General features: G+C 44.8%; 21 protein-coding genes. 15 read left to right on the forward strand and 6 right to left on the reverse strand.

Annotation, left to right across the window (positions count from 1 at the left end):
• The first annotated feature begins 1,261 nt into the window (after positions 1 to 1,261).
• The 6 genes from AC23NW_RS33175 to AC23NW_RS33200 all read left to right on the forward strand — a co-directional run bounded on the left by AC23NW_RS33175 (position 1,262) and on the right by AC23NW_RS33200 (position 6,070).
• Positions 1,262 to 2,353 carry a hypothetical protein gene (locus AC23NW_RS33175; RefSeq protein WP_487454948.1) on the forward strand — a complete coding sequence of 364 codons (1,092 nt, stop codon included), beginning with the start codon at positions 1,262 to 1,264 and terminating at the stop codon, positions 2,351 to 2,353.
• Positions 2,354 to 2,655: 302 nt separating this feature from the next.
• The gene (locus AC23NW_RS33180) at positions 2,656 to 2,865 is read left to right on the forward strand and encodes a hypothetical protein (RefSeq protein ID WP_487454949.1); all 210 of its coding nucleotides are present in this window, start codon (positions 2,656 to 2,658) and stop codon (positions 2,863 to 2,865) included.
• A complete protein-coding gene (locus tag AC23NW_RS33185) occupies positions 2,862 to 3,047 on the forward strand; it encodes a hypothetical protein (RefSeq protein ID WP_487454950.1) in 186 nt (61 codons plus the stop codon). Before AC23NW_RS33180 ends, AC23NW_RS33185 begins: the two co-directional genes overlap by 4 nt.
• Before the next feature lie 13 nt (positions 3,048 to 3,060).
• Positions 3,061 to 4,614 (forward strand): hypothetical protein, encoded by a 1,554-nt coding sequence (locus AC23NW_RS33190; protein WP_487454951.1) that lies wholly within the window; start codon positions 3,061 to 3,063, stop codon positions 4,612 to 4,614.
• 614 nt (positions 4,615 to 5,228) lie between these two features.
• On the forward strand, positions 5,229 to 5,834 hold the full coding sequence (locus tag AC23NW_RS33195; RefSeq protein WP_487454952.1) for a hypothetical protein: 606 nt from the start codon (positions 5,229 to 5,231) through the stop codon (positions 5,832 to 5,834).
• Between the two features lie 38 nt (positions 5,835 to 5,872).
• Positions 5,873 to 6,070, forward strand: a complete 198-nt coding sequence (locus AC23NW_RS33200) for a hypothetical protein (protein ID WP_487454953.1) — start codon at positions 5,873 to 5,875, stop codon at positions 6,068 to 6,070.
• A gap of 72 nt (positions 6,071 to 6,142) precedes the next feature.
• On the opposite strand, the gene AC23NW_RS33205 is transcribed toward AC23NW_RS33200, so the two are convergent.
• The gene (locus AC23NW_RS33205; RefSeq protein ID WP_487454954.1) at positions 6,143 to 6,667 is read right to left on the reverse strand and encodes a restriction endonuclease; all 525 of its coding nucleotides are present in this window, start codon (positions 6,665 to 6,667) and stop codon (positions 6,143 to 6,145) included.
• A 170-nt stretch (positions 6,668 to 6,837) separates the two neighbouring features.
• Here AC23NW_RS33205 and AC23NW_RS33210 point away from each other — a divergent pair, with 170 nt between their 5' ends.
• The gene (locus AC23NW_RS33210; RefSeq protein ID WP_487454955.1) at positions 6,838 to 8,355 is read left to right on the forward strand and encodes a UvrD-helicase domain-containing protein; all 1,518 of its coding nucleotides are present in this window, start codon (positions 6,838 to 6,840) and stop codon (positions 8,353 to 8,355) included.
• Between the two features lie 117 nt (positions 8,356 to 8,472).
• Here AC23NW_RS33210 and AC23NW_RS33215 read toward each other — a convergent pair whose 3' ends face one another.
• Positions 8,473 to 9,024, reverse strand: coding sequence for a hypothetical protein (locus tag AC23NW_RS33215; RefSeq protein WP_487454956.1), 552 nt, complete (start codon positions 9,022 to 9,024; stop codon positions 8,473 to 8,475).
• 80 nt (positions 9,025 to 9,104) lie between these two features.
• Positions 9,105 to 9,839: an AAA family ATPase gene (locus AC23NW_RS33220; RefSeq protein ID WP_487454957.1), complete on the reverse strand. Its 735-nt coding sequence runs from the start codon at positions 9,837 to 9,839 to the stop codon at positions 9,105 to 9,107.
• Positions 9,840 to 11,292: 1,453 nt separating this feature from the next.
• Between AC23NW_RS33220 and AC23NW_RS33225 the strand changes: the two genes are divergently transcribed.
• The 6 genes from AC23NW_RS33225 to AC23NW_RS33250 all read left to right on the forward strand — a co-directional run bounded on the left by AC23NW_RS33225 (position 11,293) and on the right by AC23NW_RS33250 (position 15,102).
• On the forward strand, positions 11,293 to 11,898 hold the full coding sequence (locus tag AC23NW_RS33225) for a hypothetical protein (RefSeq protein WP_487454958.1): 606 nt from the start codon (positions 11,293 to 11,295) through the stop codon (positions 11,896 to 11,898).
• Between the two features lie 16 nt (positions 11,899 to 11,914).
• The gene (locus tag AC23NW_RS33230) at positions 11,915 to 12,499 is read left to right on the forward strand and encodes a J domain-containing protein (RefSeq protein WP_487454959.1); all 585 of its coding nucleotides are present in this window, start codon (positions 11,915 to 11,917) and stop codon (positions 12,497 to 12,499) included.
• A 212-nt stretch (positions 12,500 to 12,711) separates the two neighbouring features.
• Positions 12,712 to 13,815 (forward strand): hypothetical protein, encoded by a 1,104-nt coding sequence (locus AC23NW_RS33235; RefSeq protein ID WP_487454960.1) that lies wholly within the window; start codon positions 12,712 to 12,714, stop codon positions 13,813 to 13,815.
• A 13-nt stretch (positions 13,816 to 13,828) separates the two neighbouring features.
• On the forward strand, positions 13,829 to 14,218 hold the full coding sequence (locus tag AC23NW_RS33240) for a hypothetical protein (protein WP_487454961.1): 390 nt from the start codon (positions 13,829 to 13,831) through the stop codon (positions 14,216 to 14,218).
• Between the two features lie 15 nt (positions 14,219 to 14,233).
• Complete coding sequence (locus AC23NW_RS33245) at positions 14,234 to 14,668, forward strand: hypothetical protein (RefSeq protein ID WP_487454962.1); 435 nt, start codon at positions 14,234 to 14,236, stop codon at positions 14,666 to 14,668.
• Positions 14,669 to 14,682: 14 nt separating this feature from the next.
• Entirely contained in the window at positions 14,683 to 15,102 is a 420-nt protein-coding gene (locus AC23NW_RS33250) for a hypothetical protein (protein ID WP_487454963.1), read from the forward strand.
• A gap of 118 nt (positions 15,103 to 15,220) precedes the next feature.
• Here the strand turns inward: AC23NW_RS33250 and AC23NW_RS33255 are convergent, their stop codons facing one another.
• The 3 genes from AC23NW_RS33255 to AC23NW_RS33265 all read right to left on the reverse strand — a co-directional run bounded on the left by AC23NW_RS33255 (position 15,221) and on the right by AC23NW_RS33265 (position 20,783).
• The gene (locus AC23NW_RS33255) at positions 15,221 to 18,322 is read right to left on the reverse strand and encodes a lantibiotic dehydratase (RefSeq protein ID WP_487454964.1); all 3,102 of its coding nucleotides are present in this window, start codon (positions 18,320 to 18,322) and stop codon (positions 15,221 to 15,223) included.
• Between the two features lie 636 nt (positions 18,323 to 18,958).
• On the reverse strand, positions 18,959 to 19,696 hold the full coding sequence (locus tag AC23NW_RS33260; protein WP_487454965.1) for a LytR/AlgR family response regulator transcription factor: 738 nt from the start codon (positions 19,694 to 19,696) through the stop codon (positions 18,959 to 18,961).
• Positions 19,697 to 19,703: 7 nt separating this feature from the next.
• On the reverse strand, positions 19,704 to 20,783 hold the full coding sequence (locus tag AC23NW_RS33265; RefSeq protein WP_487454966.1) for a sensor histidine kinase: 1,080 nt from the start codon (positions 20,781 to 20,783) through the stop codon (positions 19,704 to 19,706).
• Between the two features lie 198 nt (positions 20,784 to 20,981).
• Here AC23NW_RS33265 and AC23NW_RS33270 point away from each other — a divergent pair, with 198 nt between their 5' ends.
• Positions 20,982 to 23,366, forward strand: coding sequence for an outer membrane beta-barrel family protein (locus tag AC23NW_RS33270; protein WP_487454967.1), 2,385 nt, complete (start codon positions 20,982 to 20,984; stop codon positions 23,364 to 23,366).
• A 191-nt stretch (positions 23,367 to 23,557) separates the two neighbouring features.
• Positions 23,558 to 24,007, forward strand: coding sequence for a hypothetical protein (locus AC23NW_RS33275; RefSeq protein WP_487454968.1), 450 nt, complete (start codon positions 23,558 to 23,560; stop codon positions 24,005 to 24,007).
• The last annotated feature ends 56 nt before the right edge of the window (positions 24,008 to 24,063 follow it).

Consider the following 24,063-nt stretch of genomic DNA (forward strand, 5'->3'; position numbering starts at 1 on the left):
CATCGTCCCTCATAAATGGCTGGCCATAAGCTACTACTGCATTCACCCTCGATATTGGTGATTGGTTCACCCCCAATCACCAATCTTTTCTTCCCAACCCCGACCAGACCTCGGCCATCGACAGAGCGACCTTTCAGTTTTTATTCTGAGAGTAAACGGCGGACCCCCTGTTTAGTACATTCGCGCCACCTTTTTTAGCGTATTTGTCCTGAATTTAGCACGTCCTACAGAGGATTAGACCTATTCGTACTGTTTTCAACAGACAATAGTCCGGAATAGATTAATACGCTTTTATACCCAGTAAACGAAAATAGTTAGAGCCAATAACCACTATAAAATCATAATAGCTAACCATATTTTATTATTTGTTTCAAAAAAATTGGAAAATAAGTACTATTTTTCTCGATTGTTAGGATAAAGTGATTACAAACATCAAGAAAAATGCAACTTACCGTTGATTTCAGAAAGCATCTATTTAGTCACATGTATGATATGTTTAATCAATTTCTAATTGATTAATATGAATAGATTCCTTTCCAGGATTTGGACTATATTTTTTATTATTTGCGCCAATTTAGTTACTGCTCAATCCAACCCAACCGAAAACCGGAAATACCTTGATTTGCCTTTTGCAGAACTGGTTTATGTTCCCAGCGGCACTTTCCAGACGGGTAACTCCCGTAATGAAGGGGTAAAAAGTTCCGAACAGCCAGTCCACACAGTAACCATCAGTAGCTTCCTGTCATCACAGCAATCAGTGGTTTTCGCAGTAAACTATCTACCTCAACATTTCAGGTCAATTGTAAGGTTTTACGCTTTTTTTGCAAGCAATAAATACTAAAATACTCTATCTTAGTTTGCTAATCCATTTTGGTTTTTTATCCCTTTTAGTAGATTAATCTATTTATTCATTGATATATTTTATTGTTTTTTTATTCTATTTATTGTCGTTTACCTGATCAGTTTTTTAAGCCAACCGGTCATAAAAAACCTCTACCCTTTCTTCATATCCGTAGTACACATATAATTTATACCTTTGCCTCATTTTTTTGGTGCAAACCTGCATTTGTTGCTGGCTATCTGGCGTTCTATTCCTATATTTATTCAACACTTATCAAGGATAACGTATTCGAGGCCAGTCTGTTAGCAAAGCGGGCGTTTACCCTCAGAATAAAATGCTAAAACGAGAAGTGGATACGTACTAAACAGGGGGCGGAGCCATTTACCCCCAGAGTAAAAAACTAAATTCAGACACAAAACCATGACTAAGAAAGACAAAGCCAGCAGCGCTACCGCCGGTAAAACACAGGGCGGCTCATCCCGGTCCAATGGGGAGAAAGGCACATTCCGGTTCATCCAGGGAACGCTCTTCGATCCATCGGGCACTGAACCAGCCCAAGCGCCAATGCCAGGCGTCGGAACCCATTTATTCACCGATCAGTCGGTAACCGGCCCACTGCCCAAACAAAATCAGCCAGGACCACATGAAGCCGCATTACTCCGATTACTGGGAACGATGACCCCGCTGACCGCCGACCGCCAAAGCTGGGACATTGAAGGCACCTGGGATACAACCACAATCCCCGTGCAGCCCAAATCTGTTGATCTGAACGATAAACAAAGCCGGCGTGATCTGCGCGATCCAAACCGGCAGGTATTCACGCCCCAGTACCAGGCAGGACCCGTCCAGCCCAGCATTATCGGCTCGCAACCCGGTGAAGTCATCTTTTTGTCGCACCGGACGATGCCCCTCTTTGAACCCTTTGTGTCGATGAAATCCGGACGCATCAAACTCATCAACTGGGGGATGCCAGCCTGTAAACTGTCGTTTTTCACCAAACACGTTTACCGCCTGCAAAAAGAGCCGGATACGGCTGAAAAAGTCGCCACCATTGGATTCTACCTGGTTGCCGTAGAGCAGGAACTACAACAGCTCAGCGAGAAAGCCCGGACAGCATCGCCCCGACTGAAAGGAAAGCTGGAGGAAGAAATCAACGCGCTTCGGCAGGAGCAGAAACAGTGGCAGATGATTCAGGACAACCCTGAAGAATGGGCACTGGCCATTTCGAATTACGAGACCGGTTACGCCTACCTCAGTGTCAGCATTAAATACCGGAAGGATGAAGGGTATGAAAACAAATGCGTTCACCTGCTTCATAATCTGCGGGATAAGATTGGGGCTACGGTCGAAACGCGCCTGAATATCATTTTTATCAATGAGGATGAAATTCAGCGGGAACATTGTATGCAAAACAAGCAGATCGAGTTTTACCTGCAACAGTTTCCTGTCCGTTCCAATGCCCGGCTAAGTCGTCGTGACCGGCTATACGCCCGAAAGGTCATCGTAACCTGATCAGCCAGCGTGTCGTTTTCTCCTCCCCTCTTGAAAGGATCGCCATTAAGCGATCCTTTTTTTATGACGCATTGATTATCGAAAGTAGGCTTAAACGACCCCAAAAACGCCCAATAAGCGCATTTCTTCCAAAAAACGCTCCAGTCCCTTTAATCGCCTTCTACATGCACTACAGCCCATTAAAGGGCCTTGAAAAGCCTGTTGACAACAAGCACAGTGCAATCTTTTATGCGGGTGAATACAAAAAAGCTTGAATATAAAACAAACGATTTTTTATCTTTATATCCATAATTCAAATTCGTATGAGACAGCTATCGTTACCTCCCCATTATTTCCATTTATCAATAGGCGGATTATGGAACCACCTATTGTTTGAAGCTGACCGCTTCCGGCGTGACCCCGACCGCCGGCCCCTGGTCCTGAAACGCCTGAACTGGCTGATGGACAGACTGATTCAACACGGGATTAATCTGGGCCAGATACAGCCCATAAACCAACCTGTCGAATCATGAAGAAGCTCTCCTCTTCACTATCGTCAGCATCGACCTGGAAACTCACCGATACCAAATGGGTCATTATTGCCTTGGTAATCAGTTACGTCCTGCTGGCGTTCGTAATTTTTCTGCTCATCATGAGCGAACCGGCCCTGATGAGGCTTATTCAGCAGGGCCGTAATCTTTTCTCCTATCATTGACAATTAGCCCCTTATGGAATCGAACAAGTCAAATACCCCGCCCCCCTCGGTCATGTCAGAAGAATATGGCATTGATGAATTTGCCGGACACCAGGAAGAGGGTGAAACCGATACCGCTTTTCTGGAAGCCGAGGATGATATACCCCAGCCGGTCGTTACGGGCGTAGACCGCATGAGCCAGGCCAGTGCAGCCAGCAAATTCGGTAATGTGCCTGTTGTCGAAAAAATGGAGCGCAAGGCTAAAGCCTACAAACCTGAACCCGACGAGATCTATCTGAATTACCTCGCCGATCATATTCGGGAAGAATACGCCGATCTGACCCTGGTAGTCAATTCCTTTTATCCGTTTCAGGACCCAATTGCCTACAAAGCCCAGGATTACATCAGCCTGGGTTTCCTGGAGGCAACCGGACAATTTACTCTCGCCTTCTTAACCGCAACCGGCGCTGTAGAATCCCTCTCCCCTGACGATCTGATCGAGGAACTGTCTGAACTGGACCCGCAGTTACCCCATGAAGACAATGAACGGCTGGTCAGCGTCGTACTGAAAGGCTTGACCGATGCCATTAAACACATTAAATGGCAACAGGAAACCTATACCCCCCCTGTCATTAAACCAGCCCCCACAGCAGCTCAGGCACCCGCCACAACTGCTCCCGAGGCTTCCCCAAAGATAGACCACAATCCAGCCCCAAGTCCTGGTCAAAGTGACTTTTTCACAAAACCACTGACGAGGCATATCCCTAAAGCTAACCCCGAACCGTTTGAGCTACCAATGGATGAACCCGTTCCTCAACCTGTTCCAACGCCCCAGCATTCCCAACCATCTGCACTACCGGTCACCGTTCCGCCAGTGAATTATGAGGAACAGTTGGCCCGGCTGAATCAGTCGATGAGCGACGGATTCAGGCAAATTCAGGATGGTTTGGGGGATCGGTTCAAGCTCGTACAGGAAGGTCTGGGCAGACTTCAGCAAAATCTGTCCGACATCCGCGCTAAAACCGGAGAGGGCGATAGCGGGGGCCAGGCAAAGGCCCTGGATAATCTGGGCCATCAACTACAGGGAATTAGCCAGCTACTCGAAAAAGGGGCTGGTTCCTTCGGTCAGCCGCCGATTCCTCCTCAACACCTGAAAGCGATTCAGGATAACCTGGGCCACCTGGAAGGACTTGTTGAAACTCATACAAAGCTGATTGCCAAACAAACGAACGAGTACGCAAACTTACCCGCCTTTATCAGCAAAAAAACCTGGGGTATCAGCGTGGCCATTGCCGGTCTGTTCTTTTTGCTTACCGTCCTTTTCGCCTGGCTTTATATAGACACGCGCGAAACGAACAAGATCTACCGGATCAATTTCCTCAAATACAATTACCTGCGGGACAAAGCGGTGATTCAAGGGGGAAGTGCCGTGTTCAAACCTGCCTATGACGAAGTGGAAAAGGTTTACCATTCTTCCGAGTTTGAGAAAGAATTTGAAACCGCCAAACTGGCCCGGGAAGCGCAGAATGCTCAGGAAAAGCCTGATGAGCAGAATCCGAACGATCAGCAAGAGAACGGAAAGAAATAACGATGGGCGAGAGTATATCATACCCAATGGACCTATTTATCAAAAACGATCATTTGCGCGAAAAAGCCGGACTTTCCCGGCTTTTTTTATTCCTTAGTGCTTCATAATAAACAACTTATTTATAGTGTGCCGGAATGGAGCCAACTCATCACGTAAAATCATTCACGAAAACTCCGACAAGCCAGTTAATAAACATGCAGCAGGGTATAGAAGCAGAACTTAACCGGCGAAAAAAACTGTGTGAAATCTGTAGTAGTACGCTACTGGTCAAAGATATTGGCCTGCGCGTAGTTACCCGCACCACCCTCCTGAGCGATTACCGTGAATGGACAGGTATCGACGGAAACCATCATCAGTACCTAACAGTCAGGGATTTACTATTCAACCTCCCCCCCCCACGTACTGGACAAGTCTCCTCACAATTTCTCCCCGGGGTTACAAAGAAGTCGAAGCAGCTCTACTCCACTATGGCATTACCCTGGAGCTTTTTTTTCATTCTGCCCCGGAAACCAAAGGGCGGCAAGGGTAGAAAAAGTCAGCATATAAAACGATTGTTTTATATTGCCAATAGTTATACATTTGCTACCCCATAAAGCTACGGATCGAAGATGGACATGAACCAGGCCGATACTGCCGAGCAACCGGCGACCGAAACGCCAACCGAAACGCCAACGGCTCCCCCTCCCCCACCCTGCCTCTACGTGCGACTGCAACAAAAGTCAGCCAACGGGCAGTGGATCACCAAAAAAGAACTGAAAGGCGAATCAACCTTCTGGCCAACCATTCTTTTGGCCCGAAAAAAACTACCCGAGAATGCGCTCAGTCCAAACCAGCGGATTCAGTTGGTCCGCATTACGGCATGGGAAGAACCCGTCTGGATCGCTGATTTAACGGAAAGTTTTCTGGTGAAAGACTATGATGCCGGACAATTAACCGATCAGGTCTATTATGATCCAGCCGAGACGCGTTGGCGCATCCTGATGGGCGGTGTGCAGTATGTATTGAATCTGGACGCGAAGACACTGGCTAAGAAGGGTCGGTTTATTTCGGCCAGACCCGGCGATCCCGAAGGGATTCATCTGGAGATTGTCCACATGAAGAACCTCGACATCACCCTATTAATCCACCCCGCCCAGCATGGGTCCGGCACCTGGATCATTGCCTACCATCAGTCGGTGCAAACCCTGAAGGCCCAGATTGCCAGCAAACAGCGGAGATGACCCATTGATCTGTTTTCTAACCAAAATTCATACATGGCATGTTAACCGCAAAAGAACGTCTCTCGGAACTGGATTCATTAGTAAATGATCTCAAAATTAACTACCAGGCAATGGAAAAAGGGAATAAAGCGGCCCGAACCCGCTTCCGCAACGGTTTACAATCCCTCAAACAATTAGGCAAAACCATGTTCATTGAGACGCCCCCGGCGGGTCATCTGAACAAAAAGAGTGCCTAAACCGCAACAAAAAAGGAACCACTGACCCGGTTCCTTTTTTGTTGGTACTCCATTAGTTTGCGTGGGGTTTCATCAGCTTATTCGGCCCAATAGCGGATAAACCATAACCTCAGTATCCCTTAGCAACAGATCAATCAGTTTCTCCCCTGAAATGATGGTTACGCCACTGGAACGCATCGTCCGGATCAGTTCCGGGGGGGGGCGTCCGGTATGGATGAATAAACCTCCCTTAACCTCCGGACGCGATTCGATCAAAGTCGCAAAAGACCCCACATGCCTGCGCGAGATAAACCCTTTGTACCGTTTGGCCTGAATAATATATTCATGGCCGTAGCGATCCCAGAACCGCCCATCCATCCCCCCATCGCCGGTATAGCGCTGGTTGCGGCCAATCGTGAATCCCCGCTTCTCCAGAGCCGTCAGCAGCAACTCCTCAAACACCAGCGCGTCAACGGTTCGCAGATACCCGATAATCCGAACCGGATTATCGGCTCCGATTTCATTCAGTTTCTCCAGAACAGCATGGGAACGGCCAATCCGATAAACGTGTGAGCGTTTTACCGTAGGGCTGCGAAAGAGCCATACCAGGTAGACCAAACCCGCCAGAAAAAAAATAACAACATTCCGTTTAGAATCATAGAATCAACAGGGACAAAAAAGACCATCCTCCGGCTTTTCTGAGCGCATTTGAATTACCGGATACTTTGCGCTAATTTAGTCAAATAAAGCGTTTTTTTTATGTAGCCTGACAACCCACCCAAAAACCGATGCAACTGACCGATCAGCAGCACCAGATCATCGCTACCGAAGGCAACTTGCGGATCAACGCCGTCGCCGGTTCGGGAAAAAGCACCACCTTACGCCAGTACGTACTGGCCAGACCGAAGGCCCGGTTTCTGTATCTGGCCTTTAATAAAACCGTCAAGGAAGCGGCCCGGGCGCAATTCCGGCAAATGGGTGTCAGCAATGTACGGGTCGAAACGGCGCATTCGCTGGCCTTTCAGGAGCTGGTACGGGTCAACCAATGGTCGGTGCAGCAATATGCCCGTAAACCCGGCCAAATCGCCCAGGAATTAGGTCTGGCCAGTCCCCGCTCCACCGACACGCTCATTCTGGCCCGGCACATCGACCGGCTGGTAACGATCTACTGCAATTCGGCAGCGACCGACCTGGACGATATTGACTATCTCGCCGGGGTTGATGCCAAAGCCCGCATATTCCTGAGTCAGCGCATTCCCTTACTCTATCAGAAAGCCTGGGCCTACTGGGGCCAGATGATCAGCGGCCAATTGCCCGTCACCCACGATGCCTACCTGAAAGCCTATCAGCTATCCGGTCCCGACCTGAGCCGGTACACGCATTTGCTATTCGATGAGGCTCAGGATGCCTCGACCGTTATGCTCGACATTTTTCTAAGCCAGAGCGGCCATAAGATTATGGTGGGCGATACCCACCAGCAGATTTACGGCTGGAGGCAGGCCATCAATTCAATGGAGGCCGTCGATTTCCCCACCCTCCATCTATCGCAAAGCTTTCGGTTTGGGCCGGATATTGCCGCCGTAGCCAAGCGCATTCTCTTATACAAGTCTTACCTCGGATTAGACGAGAACGGACCGGAAATCGAAGGAATCGGGGGTAAAACGCCCTCTCCAACCTTTGCCATTCTCGCCCGGTCCAATCTTTCCCTTCTCGATGCAGCCATTTATTACCTGATTCGCACCCAACAAATTCGCAAACTCTATTTTGAAGGCCGGATGGAATCCTACCTCTTCAGCGATTCGGGCACTTCCATGCTTGATGTATTGAACCTGTATCTGGAAAATGACTACCCGATCCGTGATCCCCTGATCAGTTCCATGTATGACTTTACCGAATTGCTCCGCTATATTGAGACAACCGGAGACCGGGAGCTGAAGATCATGGCCGATACGGTCGTCACCTACGGGCAGGATCTGCCGGGATTGCTCAAAGCCATCAAAGAAGCGCAGGTCCATACCAAAGAAGAAGCCGAAATCATTTTCTCTACCGTTCACCGCAGCAAGGGTATGGAGTACGGCGAGGTGGAGCTTTGTGAAGACTTTGTTAGGGAGGACCTCTTGCGGAAGGTTCACAAGACCCCGCCCTCTGAACTCACCCAGGCCCGTCGGCTGGCTCTGCTGGAAGAAATCAATGTCCTCTACGTGGGCGCGACCCGAACCCAGTCGAATTTATACATGCCGACCGAGATGGTGCCCAGTGGTATCCGGGCCGAGCCAAATCCGGTTACCGCCGGGGATTACGACTGAAGTGGAGCCAACGGATGGGTCTTTTCTTTTTCTGTATCCTTCATCAGTCCGTTTTCTACAGCCAAAAATAAAAGCCCGTTTTGCGACGGGCTTTTTTGTACTTTTCCAATAACTTTACTATCTCCGGATTTTCTTTTCTTTCCGGTCTTTCTTTACCTGTTCATCCATGAGATCGAGCACGGATTTCATGGCCGGGGGAAGCGTCTCAATGTCGGCCAGGACCAGCGAGATCAAATAGTCTTTCATGCTGGGCTGGCCTCGAAAAGCGCAGATTATCTTAATTTTTTCCCCTAATCCTTCCGGCCAGTCTAACGACGTTCGCTTGGCATCTTTATTGGCCGAATTGGATTGCCTTACCGCTTTGGCCGCTCCCGAAAGGTTTTTTACGGCTCCCGCCTTTGCCTCCCGGGTCACCTCCATCTGACCTGGAAGAACCGCATACTCCTCACTCTGGGCCTTGGCTGAAACGGGTTCACCGCTCTCTTCCACTGGTTTATTGCCCGTATCGGGTAAGTATTTACTCAGATCGTCGTCGTCGTCGTCTGGAATATTTTTTCGGATTGGGGGGGCAAATGGGGCAGCACTTGCCAGCGAAGGACGTTCTGATTTTCGACTTTTGCGATTCGTTGTTGCTGAAGCTATTGGCTCTTCCTGTGTAGTCGGTGTCATAGTTTTCAATGTTTTGGGGAGAGGTCCTGTTTAAGTCAGGTCCGGACGATTCTGAGATATTGGTTTTGACATCTGGCCAATCAGCCAACCACTTCGTTAGCAGCAGGTTCCGGATTAGTTGATCTACTCTGTTCTTGTTTGCGGATCAGACCCAGATCGGCCAATTTGTGACAAACTTCAAGAAAGAATTGTGAAAACTCCTCCTTGGCCTTCTGATTGTCGCCTTCCAGAACGCCTTTCCCCCAGGCAACAATATCTTTGTAGGCTGCGGGTCGGTCGTGAATAGCCGTTTGTGCCAGAGCAACGCCTTTATCGATCAGATACTGCTTGTTATCCCGATCATGCAGGGTGCGATCATTGTACTTGTTGAGCACGAACAGATTGGGAATCGTCCGTTTAGCCTGGATTTCCAGATCCTCGTAAACTTCCAGAAACCGTTCCATCGCCCAGATGTCCGTTGTTCCCGGTGTATGGGGAATGACAACGAGTTGAGAAGAAACAATGACCAATTGCTGCACAACGTCGATATGGGGTGTACCGTCAATAATAACCACATCAAACGCTTCCGTCAGGGAAGTTAACAGGGAATCAATCTGGCGCTTATCGGGCAACTGGATAGCCGGAATCGCCTTGGGCAGGGACGGATCGCTCAGATGATTGGTTTTCCGTATCTGATGCCAGGCCATCATACTCAGGTTGTTGTCCGAATCGACCAGACATACTCTGAATCCGGCTTGCTGGAAACAGACGGCAAGGTTCATGGCAATAGTTGACTTGCCAACACCACCCTTCAGGCTTGTAACACTAATAATCATTGTGTTTGGGTTTGAATTTTTACGATATGTCTTATCAAGTTTCATCGCTGTTGCGACTGGCTGATTGGACCCATCTGAGACAGAACCAATTGACTATCACAAATATAAGCCTTTTTTCAGTTGATAGCAATATAGCTGCCCTTTATTTCATACAAATAACGCAAATACCGCTCATATATATGCCCTGTATTTACAAACTATACATTTCGCCTGTATTTACGGCGTTTACGTGGTTTACAACAAATACCGGTGTCATATAAATACGCCTCGTATTGCATTACAGCATTAGCATATATAATGGCTTTATGTATTTTATGCTTCATATATATTTGATGCAATTATTGGTTTAATGTATAGATGTATGAACGGTATTTATTGCAAACGCAGATTTACCGCCCTTATGTATTTAATGGTTTTACTACTTTATATAAGAACAACATTTAAAGCATTACTGTATTAACATTAAATATGGGTGTTATATAAGAAGCGTATTTACATGCGACACGTAAGAGCGTTAAAGGCTTTAAATAATGCATACCTTTAAATAAAAGGAATATATATATACGCTGAGCGCATAAATGCCGTATGTATGTATTTAAAGGGAACATGCAACTATATAGTTAAAGCGTCCGCGTATTTATGGCATTACAGCAAGGATTTAAAAGCATCATTAAAGCACCCGCGTAACTACATAAGTAATGCAAACCGGTAACTACATAAGTAAAGCATCCGTGTAATTATAGCAATAACGCATTGGTGTAATTATGGCATTCAAGCAACAGAGTAGGGCGAGAAAGAATGGATTAACAAACGATAGACTGACCAATAGGCCCCAACACAGTCACGCAGATCTATGTTCAAAGAAATTGTACTTTACTGAGTTTTCTTAATTAAAAAACACCGAAAAACGAGGGTGATTAAAAACGCTTTGTCCTACTCATACTATAGACATAGAGGCACACAAAAAACGCACAATGAAGCCCGAAACGGAAAAAATCAGCAGGGAAGCATGGGGGAGAAGTGAGAAAGGGAAGCAGCTACCGGAACAAAGGGTCCGGCAGGAGAAAATAAATTAGGCTGTTATTTAGTGAAAGTTTATCGGAACTTGTTATTAAATAAACAGACCTAATGAGCACGGAATACCCCAATTTAGGGCCTCAGCAGGTACTTTATCAGCTATTAAATATTTGTTTTTTAATTACATGACGAATAAACTACTATCCGATAGGATACGTCCTTCGACGGCCAAAGCACCAGGAGATATAACGTACAGTCATTGCCGATCCAGATCCAGGGAGGGGGGGGAATCAAGTGAATACTCAGCTCCCGGAAACATTACGCAAAAGCAACCGATTCGTATGCTGCCAACCCTGAACTTCTGTCGGGCCAAAGGGTCCATAGACCCCCGCGAACTCGTAGCCCTGAGCCAGCAGCATCAGTTTATTTAAAGGACATGATCTTCTCCAAAACGAAGGCGGATACTCCCCGTTATCCGTCTGTACACTGTCTGCACGTTCTCAAATCCGGGATGGTTAAACAACCAAAGCCCGTAGCCCTCCCGGCCGATCTTGGGGGGCAATTGGCACATGAGTTCTTAACTGGATTCAGCCAGCCGGAAGATTACCTGGGTGAGTTCTGGAACCTGTTTAACCGTATTCAGGTAAATACGGACGAAATACCGGATAGTTACAACGAAAGGTGCCTGAAAGCCTTTCGGCGCAAAGCTAAAAAGGAATTCATACTTGCTGACCTATACCCCCAATCGACACTCATTCCATTTCTGGTATCCAGAGTTGCTAATGTCGCCGTTATCTATCCCATCGGAGAGCTACATACGACACTTCCATACCGCATTCCCATCGGTAAAAACCGGGGTGGCTTCATGGGAGGCTTAACACCCCGCAGTATGCTGGCCCAGTTGGGCAGAATCGAAACGACGGTCAAATGCGGGGAGTACTGGATTGATCTGGAAACCACGATCACCGTGGACCGGGGCAACCGGTTCAGCGCCGAAGTAGTCAAAGCCTGTATTGAGCTGTTTGCCTCCTTTTCAACATAACAAACCTGCAACAAAGATGAATGATCTCAACCGTAACGAACTGCTCGACTTGTTTGGATTGGATGAAAACGCCACGCCCCAAACACTCAAAAAACGGTATAGGGACTTAGCAGCCCGGTATCACCCGGACTCTAATAGGGAAGGAGCTACCCCCGACAAGGACCACTTTGCCCTGATTACCAGCGCGTATAACCAACTCGACAAGCTATTGACCCAATCATCGGCTTCCCAAGCCCCATTACCAGAAATTGACGGCTGGATCAGTGCGGAAGCCCGGGAGTGTTACACGGGGCAGGTCATTACGGTAAGCTGGTCATTTGAAGGAGCCACCAAAATCACCTTTCTTAACACCGGGCAAACGCTACCCCTGGCCGGGAAAACCCGGTTTCAGATACCCTATCATACCCAACCGGCACTCAAGCTGTCGATCATAGCCGAAAATGCAGGCGAACGGCTTCCGGCCTTGGCCGAAGTCGAGCTGGTGATTACCCCGGTGGGTTCCTATATACTGAACCAGCTCAAACCCGTTGCCCTCTATCTGGTAAGGTTTGCCATAGGCTGGGTGATGGCGTACCTGGTTTATCGGGCTTTATTGGAATAAACAGAACGATCCAACGGGCTGCAATCCCACTGAACGTATCGCGAAACAAATCAAGAGGGAGATAAAAGACGGGCGCAGGATTATGAATGATTGGTTTATTGGCTGAAAGGGGGTAATTTAAGGTATTGTAAGGAGGGACATCAAATCAGAATAAGTTGTCCATCAACATTTAAAGAGCCAGGTCAGGCGTAATCAGACCACCCGCTAACCTTATGAGGCTTGTTGACGCATCACTGGAAGCCATCCAGGAACAACATATAAAAAGATTGATTAATATTGCGTTCGATCCGCAAAAGCCACTCCTGGTTCAGTTTATCGGGGGAGGGCAGGACTCCATCGCATTAGCGTATCATTCGTTTTACGATCAGGCGTTCCGCAGGCAATACATTGGCGAGAGGAATCTGCTCTTTATCATGAGTGATACCGGGAATGAATTTGATGAAACCTACGAAGCGGTGGCCGGATTTGCCAACTGGTGTGACAGCGTGGGCATTCCGTTTCTGCTGATCACCTCCGATTTGGGCTATCACTCCCTTCCGTGGCAAAACCTGCTACACCAGATGGAGCGCAATGATAACCTGATGTACGTGGCCGGCCACAAGTCCTGTACCGACAACCTCAAGATAAAACCCGCTTACCGATTTCTGGAACAATTTCTGCGAATCGCCTACGGGTATACGGCCAACGGGTATCGGGTTTTCTACCAGTATTTCTATCAGTTCGGCAAACTCGAAACGTGGATCGGCTTTGCTCAGGGCGAGGAAAGCCGGGTAGCGGCTCCGGAGGATGAGCTGGTATTGGGATGCGGGGACGAGAGCGGGGTAGGGCAGGAGGAGCAGGAAGCCGGGGGCATTGGGATGACAGGGCTTCAGGCCGGGGATCAGTTGTCGCTGATTGCGGCCCCGATAGTTGCGCGAAAAGCCTCAGCGGTTCCCAAATGGAGACGCCAGACGGTGACCCACCGCTATCCGCTGATAGATCTAGGTTGGGACCGTGCGAAATGTCAGGCCATGATCGCCGGTTACGAGCGACCCGTGCCGGTGCCATCCAATTGTATGTTCTGCCCCTTCCAAAACGAAGCAGAAGTCGTTTACCTCTACCGGACCCGGCCAGCAGTATTCGCTACATGGGTGGAAAGGGAAGCAGCCAAACTGTTGAAGAACGCCCATCGGGCGGTCAATTTTGGGGTGAAAGGTCCCAAATTGACACTCGAAGACTATTTACAAAAGGCGCTGGTCAAGTACGGAACCTGGACAGTGGCCGAATTAGAAGCCTACCGGTTTACGCACGGTCATTGCGTGAAAAGCCGGTATTAACGCACAGAATCCAATGAACGAGAGCATTTCTTTCTTTCCCGCAGAACGTATCTATACGTATTTCAGCCAGGAACAGGCCCTGGTATTTTTTCACAATGCCTATAAGGCCATTCTGGAATCAGATGCCCTGCCCAAGGCTTGTAAGAACCCGGGTGCGGAGGTATTTGTGTCCTTCCAGATTAAAGACATCGCCCTGAACCAGTTCCCGTCTCCATTTACTGTACACGACCGGCCTAACCTGGTACTGTTCATGGCGGGGATACTGGGGCATGACAGGATGAACGTCCAGCAAATTGCCTTCTACAACAACCAATTCCGAAACGACAAGCAGGCCCAGAGTGCTTATACGATCTATAAGGCCAGCCTGACCGATTCCAGAGTGTTGTTTGACTTCCACACCTAACCTACGTTTCAGTCTATGTTCTTAGTACAAATTTCAGGGGCTATCCAGGCATTCATGCAAAAAAGCTGGGGCATCAGCCGCATTGACACCTTTAAGGTCCAGACCTCGAAGGGGGCATTCCCGATTGAATTCCAGTCGATTCACCTACAGTCAGGGCGCCTACTAGTCATCCATCGCATTGTTCACCTCACACCCACGGGGGTCCGCCTGGGTTGCCAGTGGCGGGTTAGTGATTTTCTCACAGGCCGCTTTGTGCGGGATACCACCTATGCCAATTTTGAAATGGCCGAGACCGACGGGATCGCCCAGGCCGGAGCAACCCTCAGGGAAAGAGCGGCCACGCTGGACTGGTCGAAGTACGAAACCCCAAACTTACCCGCACCACCGCCCCCCGCCCGAAAATCACCGGCACGGGTAGCAGCTGGCAGCCAGCTTTCATTCATTCAGTAACGGATCGAAAACCAATGGACACTCATACAACCAATGGGTCACAGGCACCCAAACCGGACAAACGTACCTCCCACAATCTGGCTATCGACCTGCCGAAGGGGTTGCTGCCAGTCTCCCTCAAGGACCTGCTCCAGATTTTACCGATAGAACGGTTGAACGTTATTTGTCATGAAGTGATGAATGGATTCAAGTATATGCCTCTGTCTAAAATTCCATACCTGGTAGATTTTCCCGGGGACATGAATTTGCAATACGGTGAACAGTTTTTTTATGGACAGGATTTACGGATATGCCTGATAATGGAGAAGCAAGATACCCGAATTGAAATAGTTAAAACGTTCGTGTTTGAACCGGAACGCATTTCGATAATCAAGCTAACTCACTTTATGGAAAACTACCTTACCGCAACCAAACTAAGGCTGCATGAACAATAAAACGGACATGGGATAGATTCATGAGCCATTCCACGGCCGTTTTATTTAACTTGACAAAATGATTTATCATACTACTCCTAGTATGTTTACTTTATTTGTAGACTAATAACAAAGGTCTCTATTTTAACCTGGCTCTTTGCGTTTCCAGAAAACGGCAGACGAAATGGTAAACAACAGTCTCGTACTTTCTATTGCTTTGCCTAAAGATTCGGTTTACTGACATGTGAATAATAGAGCTAAGTATCTGATTTAGCAAGAACCGGTCAGGACCAGAGGCATAAACGGAAACAATTTGAGCAGCAACAGGCCGGATCTGATTAAATCGTTGTAGCATTAAGTTATCCCAATCAGGAGAATGCCATTTATCTTTTAATAATGGAAGTAACTTCCGGTATTGATCATTAAGTCGTTTGCGCAACGTATAAATTTTAGTTGATTCATGTTGTTCGGTAAGAAAAGATTCCTGGTGTTGCCGGCTAAATGTGATTTGATCATCTAAGGAAAATCCAAAACAATTAAAATAGTCAATACAACTACGAACAGCCAGAATTAGTCTGTCCTGATCAGAGTCTGCGAAAGGGAGTAACTCCATACAGTACTGACTGTCAATGTGAAAAAGTTGTTCACATAGGTGCATAGACCTTCTGCCATAACGATCTATCTCGCGTTGATAAGTATCCAGACAGTATCGCAGTACTATCCCGACTTGTTGCCAGGCACTAACTGTTTTGAAAAGTATATCAAGGACAGCAGATCTTAACCGTGGATCAAAATGCAGGCGCAAACGTAAATGGTAATCGGGATCACTATATCTGATAAAAAACCAATGATCAACACCGGCAATAGTCACCTGCTCGATTAACTCAGGCAGAAAATTATTAATGAGAATATCACAGGTATATGGTCCGGTGTAGAGCTTAATATATAACCATTCACTTTCAGGACCGAAATAAACGGGTTCATGGTATTCTTCAGGCACCATCAGAACCGGGTAATTCACAGGGGGGCCAAGTACAGGAATAATAACTTCATGAGCCAGCTTTTGATTAGATTCCGAAGAAAGTACCGTCGTATCAGGGGTTTGCAACCATTCGGAAACCCTGCATGTACCATTCCGTTTAATTTCATTTTTTAGGAGATTAATTCCGACTGCCGAAAACCTGTCAATCATTAATTCATTATCATGCTCAGCAATGCAGATGTATCTCGGGAGTTTCCAACGGCTTTCAAGTGCGTGCAACTGATCTGCTATGGGTGTTTCACTATTCAGACTCCAGCTTGCAGGGGATAGAATAATATTTTTGTACCTTATCCGTGGTAAATAAGAGCGATTCTGTAACAATCCCCAGTGCCATCTAAGTCCAAATCCCTCATACTCAAATTGTAGCATCGCTAAAAACTGGTAAACAGAATCACCTCCCTTATAATTGTGAGCAGTAGTTAAACGAGGGACGATTAACCGGTTATCACCTTTAACACGCATTTGAATTCTCCCGTTAACAATTTTTATAAACAACTCATTGATGGGGATTTCTTTGGCTCCTGAAGGGGTGACATACGATATACCATATTCACGTAAAGCAGGCCTGGTCAAAACATTCCCGATACGGGCACCGGCCAGAAATTCAATTTCAGCGAATATAACATCCGGGTATCGTGCAGCATCTTTCTCAATAAGCGTTATTACCTCGGTCTCCAGAACTGAAGAGTCAAGACAAAAACGACCAAGTAAATTCGCAAAGGAAGGTCCGTTACAACTCCGTAAATGTAGGTCAAATTCTGCCCCTGAACTTTTCTGTAGATGTTTTTCCTGCTTAATAAATGTACCCATTACTGCATAATTCCCTTTACAAAAACGGTCTATAACAGTAGCGGGTACAGTTTCCTTAAGCCGCAGAGCCACACTAAAGGAATCTAAATCACATTCATATAAACTATCAGCTAAACAGCGCTCATAAACAGAAAGTCTAAGCTCATCCAAACCATCAGGCACATAGGGATCAGGCAGTGATTCAGCAGCAAAGAGATCAGCCATCCAGCCATATAAAGGATGATCACCGTCGGCACCCAAACCGATTCCGATTTCATTATCTAGTACTTCAAGTAAACTAACTTCCTGTCCTTGATACCGCTCAGAAAATCTTTTCCTGAAATGATCAAGACCAGATGAAGGGTTAATCGCCAAAAAAGAAAGCTCACCAAGCTGTTCAATCACTTTACCTACCAATCCCGTTGATAAGGTCAATGATTTATCATTAAAATACGTATTGCATTGTACCAGACTGGATGAATGCTCATTTAAAAAAAACACCTCCTCATTATGAGCACCCTTGAAAAACGCAGCCAATTGAGAATCAGCTGATTTAATGGCTGAAATGGTTTGCTGGCTTAGCAGATCCTGTGTCAACTGACTGAGGGCTGAGGTCAGTTTTTCATAATACGATATGTCTGCTAAAGAGGAAATTAGTTTTTCACCATAGTAAGTACCACAAACACCAGGTTCAAGTTCACTTATTAACAGTTTCTTCTCTATCAAATCATCAACAAAACCACTGGCAGAACTATCACTTTCACCGGTTTGAAAGGCTTGATCCAATAAACTGACAAGCTCTTTATAAGAAATGTAATCACGGGAATGTTGAATAACAAAATCAATGGCTTCAGTCAGTTCAAACATGTTAACGTAATTTACCCGCTGAGATCTGAATTCCACAAATTCAGAATACCTCCCTTCAAACCCCAGCAGATAATATGAGTTATTGAACCTGTATCGAATTGCGGTTCGGAATGGCTGTTCTGTTAACAGTATTTTATACAGATATACATAAGCAAGAAGATCAATCCGTAGTGCAAGAGAGCGATTCGTAATATCTATTGATAACTTAGCTGAATGGGCTACATTACCTAATACAGACCCTGCCATTAACCCAAAAGGTGTGGACCGGCTGCACATACGGCTAAGATATTTCCATAAGGTGTTTTCAATAGCCTCATTAAATATAGCCTGTTTACCAGATTGAAGCCATTGCTCATAATGAGAATTAACAGAAGGGGAGGACAGATATAATGCTTTTGTAATAAAATCAGCTGATACATCATGCTCAATGCAGTTTAGGGCATCATAAAGCGAAATATCTTTTTGTAACCAGTCTGTTAGAGACGATAAGGGATAGGCAGGTAATCTGAAATAAATAAACGGCGTTTCTGTTGCTGAATTCATATAAATAAAAGAAGCCCTTGTTTTTCAAGGGCTTAAGGATAATTTAATACGCTTTGAATTAAACCTAAATGGTAACTGTAGTCTCAATTGTAGTTAATGAGCCAGTTTGTCCAGGTCCTCGTCGGGATTTACTATTCATACGGCTGAAAACAACACGAGTCCGAACTTTGGTGAGCGGTGATTTTTTCATACTTCAGGATTTTGGTTTACATTTTCTAAAGTACTTCATAGCACAATAAAAACAAAAAGTACGATTAATATGACCCTACCGTTGGAATTGTATTTATTGTGAGTTCCGTACCGGTTCCGGTTCCGTTCGTCTCTCCCCCCCAAAACTTAGTTTTAACGGAGTTGTTTTTCTGACGAGGCATAACCATTTGTGAGCTGAATGCAAATGGATTCTTTTCGACAACCTTGTTTTTTGCTTTCATAATAAACCAATGTAATGATGGAGTTGACCCTCTGTAAAGGTCTGTTAAACTTGATTTATGTACTATAAGTATTCAATACTGATTAATGATAAACAAATTGCTAATTCATTGATCATTAAAAATGTTGAACGACCAAATATAAAACTTTGAAAGACAGAAAAGCAAGACAATAAATTAAAAGTTTTATCTAGTGAAAAATTAATTGTCAATACCCGACGTTTGTAAACTCGTTAAGAGATGCCCGGTTATGAGCATATTTGGGCGTAATCGTAATTGATTGACCACCTTTCATTTTAACCCAAACATCGGAAAACTCAACAATATGCAGACAATTAACCATATAAGAACGGTGAAGTCTGAAAAAAGGAGGTGCTGGCATTGACTTTTCACATTCATTCATAGACGAACTGATCAGGTGCTTGGATTCTCCGGTGACCAGGACGACATAATCCCCCTCTGCCTTAATGTAAAAAATGTCAAACACATTAATTGTCTTCTCGACATTACGTTCAAGAATATGCAACTCTTTTAAATCAGGTGAAAGGTTCAGTCCCGGCACGCTAAAATTATCAACGCTGGGAACAAAAAGCTCCTGAAGACGGGAGATCGTTATCATAAACCGACTCATCTGAATTGGTTTTTTCAGGAAATCAACGACGGCATAATCAAAAGCCCTAAGCGCATAACTTTCATCTGCACTGGTTATAACTACCCTTATTTTGTGCTTTTTAATGGATTCAAGCAGGTCAAAACCAGATATTTGGGGCAGGTTAATATCCAGAAAAAGGAGATCCGGCTTAAATGCATTTATCATTGTCATTGCCTCAAAGGCAGTAAACGCACAACCTATCAGCGATAACTCCGGAAAAGAAGATATATATTCTTTCAGAACCTGCTGTGCCAGCGGTTCATCTTCTACAATTAAGCATTTAGTAACTTGCATAGTATGGTTACGCGTTAATTAAGGAATGATCATCCGCTTTCTTAATACTGGAATCTGCTGCCGTAATCATAACGACAGGCATTTCAAGACGAACGAAATACTGGCTCCCCTGATCCTCAAGATTCAGTACGTAGTCTTTGTCAAAAAGTAACATAAGCCGCTTCCGAATATTGGTTAATCCTATGCCACCAACCTTGGCAGGTTTATAATCCTTCATTTTTGAATTTCTCAGTTCAAAAATGACTCTGTTATCTACCACCATTAGCTGAAGTTTAATAAACCCTGATCCTAACAGGGGGTTAAGTCCGTGTTTAATAGCATTTTCAATGAATGTAATCAAGATCATAGGAGGGACCCCAATATCAGGCCTTATATCATCAATGGACAATTCCATCAGAGGTTCACCCTGATAACGGATATTTTCCAGACTCAAATAATCCTCAATAAACAGCGCTTCTTTTTTGAGAGATACATACTCAGCATTAGTTTCATAAAGAGCATACCGAAGCATCTCCGTTAAATCCTCAAAAATTGATTTAGCCAAGGGTATATCCCTGTCCATTGATGCATATACGCTGTTAAATGTATTGAACAAAAAATGTGGATTGATCTGAGAGCGTAAAAATGTCAGCTCCATAATCGCTTTCTCTTTAGTCATGGAGAGGATAACCTCACTTTTACGATGCACATCCCGACTCCATTTGATCAGAATCGGTGTCATAACATAATTGAACAGGTGTGCCCAGATAAACCAGGAAACTTCAGGTACAAAATAGTAACCGATTACACCATACTTGTTAAAATTGATTAAACGTTTGCTTATATATGGGTTAGAAGGAGGATAATATGTGTCTAAAATATAAAAAAGGATATGTGTTTGGGCAGATAACACAAACCAATATACTATCAGTAACATAGCCACCTTGCCGTACTTTTTTTTATCAAAGTATTTAGGTTTCACATAGTATCCAAGCCAATAGAAAGAAGACATAGTTGCAAGCATATGGCAACTGATCATCAACCACTTACCAGTATTATTGCCATTAGGTGTCAGTAGCCAAACCCTATCAAACTGATTGCGGATCATTATAAACAGAGAGACCCAGAAGAGTACATGCCATACCCATCTGGGCCAGTTAGTGAACCAATTGATCAATTGATTAAACTTTGTGGAAAACCCCATATTTTTTTTAGTTTTTGAGCAAATATCATAAATTAACTGTTAAAGAAAATGTTTATTTGCATTTACAACACATAAATAATCAACCATTTAAGCAAAACACACATGAGATTGACCGTATCAGTTGCTAGAATTCTATCAATAATCCTATTTCTATTTTACTCTTATCTTGGCTACTCTCAAGTAAATGAAGTAGCAGGCATAGTTACAAGTAGTAATGGAAACGGGATAAACAAAGCAAGAATACTGTTATTTTCAACCAGGGATTCACTGGTTAAAATGGATCTTACAAATCAGGAAGGAGCATTTAAAATTACTTTGGTAAAGCCGTTAAAAACATTCACAATAAAAATAGAATCCGCTGGTTTTCAGGATGCTGAAGTATCATCAGCAACATTTAAGTCTCCCTTTCAAATACAGCTAAAGGAAGCACACACCTTGTCTGCGGTGAATGTTAGGGCACGTAGAGAAGTCATCGAGCTATCTCCCTCCTTAATCAACGTTAATGTTGAAAATAGTCCGCTATTGTCATCCGGATCTGTGATTGATATACTTAGTAAAACTCCCCGAGTACTATTTGATCCGGCTTCAAGATCCGTTTCCATAGATGGCAAAACAAGCTTTATAATCTATGTAAATAATCGTCAGGTTTTATTGACCTCGGACCAGGTAATTCGTTACCTTGAATCCCTGCCCGCAGGCAGCATATCAAGATTGGAGATAAATACCAATCCCTCAGCTAAATACGATGCTCAGGGAGGAGTTGTGATTATGGTATATCTGAAAAAAAGTCCGCAGGAGGGTTTGAATGGTGATTTATCAATATCCCCTGGATACGGTAAGTATGCGAAACTGAATACATCTTTGAATCTTGCATACAGAGACAAAAAGTATAGTGGCTACACCATGATTGCCCCGTCTTATAACAAAACCTATTATTCCTATATACTGAAACAGGACTTAGGCGAAAATCAATATACTAACATTGATAATTACAGAACACGCAGTAATGGAACCGTAAGCATTAAGAATGGCATTGATTATCAGATAACGCCAACACTTACCCTGGGAGGCACACTGAACGGCAGCCTTCAACGTGAGCAATACCTGCCTAATTCAGTGACAGATTACAAAATTGGAAATAGTACGGATCAGGTTACCGCAACAAACCGGATGAACAGTACTCTGAAGAATATCAGTGGAGGAGTTGGACTGCGTAAGGAGTTGCCTTCACAAAAAGCATCCTTATCTATTGATGCTGATTTAAGCCGTTATGTAGAAAAAAATGAAACGATGGCCGACTTTTCCATTCGAAGTGAGAAATTCAACAATACGTTATCTACATACTTTCCTTATGATGTACAAATCGGTAGCCTTAAACTTGATTACAGCAAAAAGCTAAAGGATGTTTTATCCATCGAAATGGGAGGTAAACTTAGTAGTGTACAAATAAATACAGAGCCACTTGTAAATTCTTATACAAGCCGTTTTCTCACTTTACTGCCACAACTTGCGGCCTCGTTTAATTACGACGAACGTATCAGTAGTCTTTACCTGAACGGTGTGTACCGGAAAGGCTCATGGCTGCTACAGGGAGGGTTTCGCGCCGAGCATTCAAATGTAACCGGCTTATCAGCCGGCAAAACAATTTCCGGATATAAATACTGGAATGGCTTTCCTTCTCTGACAGTTCAATATAATTCCCCAAAAAAATTCACTTACTCTCTCTCGGCCAGTCGCAAAATCAGCCGGCCCAACTTCAACTACTTAAACCCGGCATACGTCTATGTTGACCCATTTACCATCATTGCCGGAAATCCTGCCTTAAAGCCCCAGTTCTTCCAGTCAGTTCAGGCTGGGTTTACAACCCCCAAACGAATTTCACTGACCGTAATTTATCAAAAGGCAAATAACAGGTTCTTTGAGGTTATTTACAGAGCCGATTCAATAGGACAACTGATTAACAGTTACCTCAACTTTGATCATGAACGCAGGTTCCAGGCAACGCTGAGCTTACCTGTGGTTTTCAATAAGCAGTGGAGGTCAACATTGACAACAACGGGTAGCTATGCTGAATTCGAATCTTCTTTCCGGACGACAACAGTAATTAGTCAGCCTACTTTCATTATGCAATGGATGCATTCGCTGACAGTCAATAACTGGAATATTGACATGTCTCTAGTCGGCAGGACTAAAACTGCCCTGGGATATATGTACTACAGGCCACTGGGATATGTCAACATTGGTGCCGGCCGCTCACTCTGGAATGGCAACGGCTCTATTAAATTTGCGTTTAACGACGTATTCCATAGTATAAGGGTTTCCAATTATGGCTCATATATTGGAACAAATATCGACTATCATCATATAAATGAAACACGGGTTTTATATGTAACCCTTTCCTATAAATTCGGTAATCAGAAGTTGAAAGCAGTGAATCGCAAATCAGCAGTCTCAGCATCAGAACTGGAACGCTACAAGGAAAACTAGGTAACATCTTGACATTCAACTCACAAGAAAGGGCTTTCTGTTATTTGTACAGAAAGCCCTTTCTTTTAAGTAAACTATTTCGGCGATTGGGCGAATTTTCGGCGAACAATCCAATAATGTTCAGGTATTCTTTCCGGTTCTCACCTACTTTGTTCAAGAATTCAATTGTACACTTAAACGATTTGTATTAGATGACTAACCGCCTTACCCAACCGTTCGCAACAATTCACAACGAGTTTATCGCGCTCATACAACCCTTTCAAACGGCCATTTACCGGCGATTACGCAATTTACTGCAAGCTGGTAAAGCAAGAAGCTATATATTTCCTTTTGTTGATTATGAAGAAGAAGTAGACCATTTTTCTTCGCTACGTATCGAAAAAAACCATGACCCATTGGGTGATTCAGAAATTATTTTATTTACAAACTATCAATACAAGTATAAACTTGAAGATCTGTCATTGTCACAATTACTTCAGTTGAGCTGGCAATTATCCACACATTATTCAGGTCGTGCAAAACTGATAACAGAAAGCATCGTAAACGGTAAAACAACAAAAAAAAACACTACGTATAAATCAGTAGATGAAGCGTATCAGCACATGCGTAAGCTGGCAATTTGTCCTTACCCCGTTATATGAGCCAGTTTTGACTGGAGTTTAAGCCGCCTGTCGGTATTCGACCGGTGTCATAAACT

Source organism: Arsenicibacter sp. R0_47 (assembly GCF_057652235.1).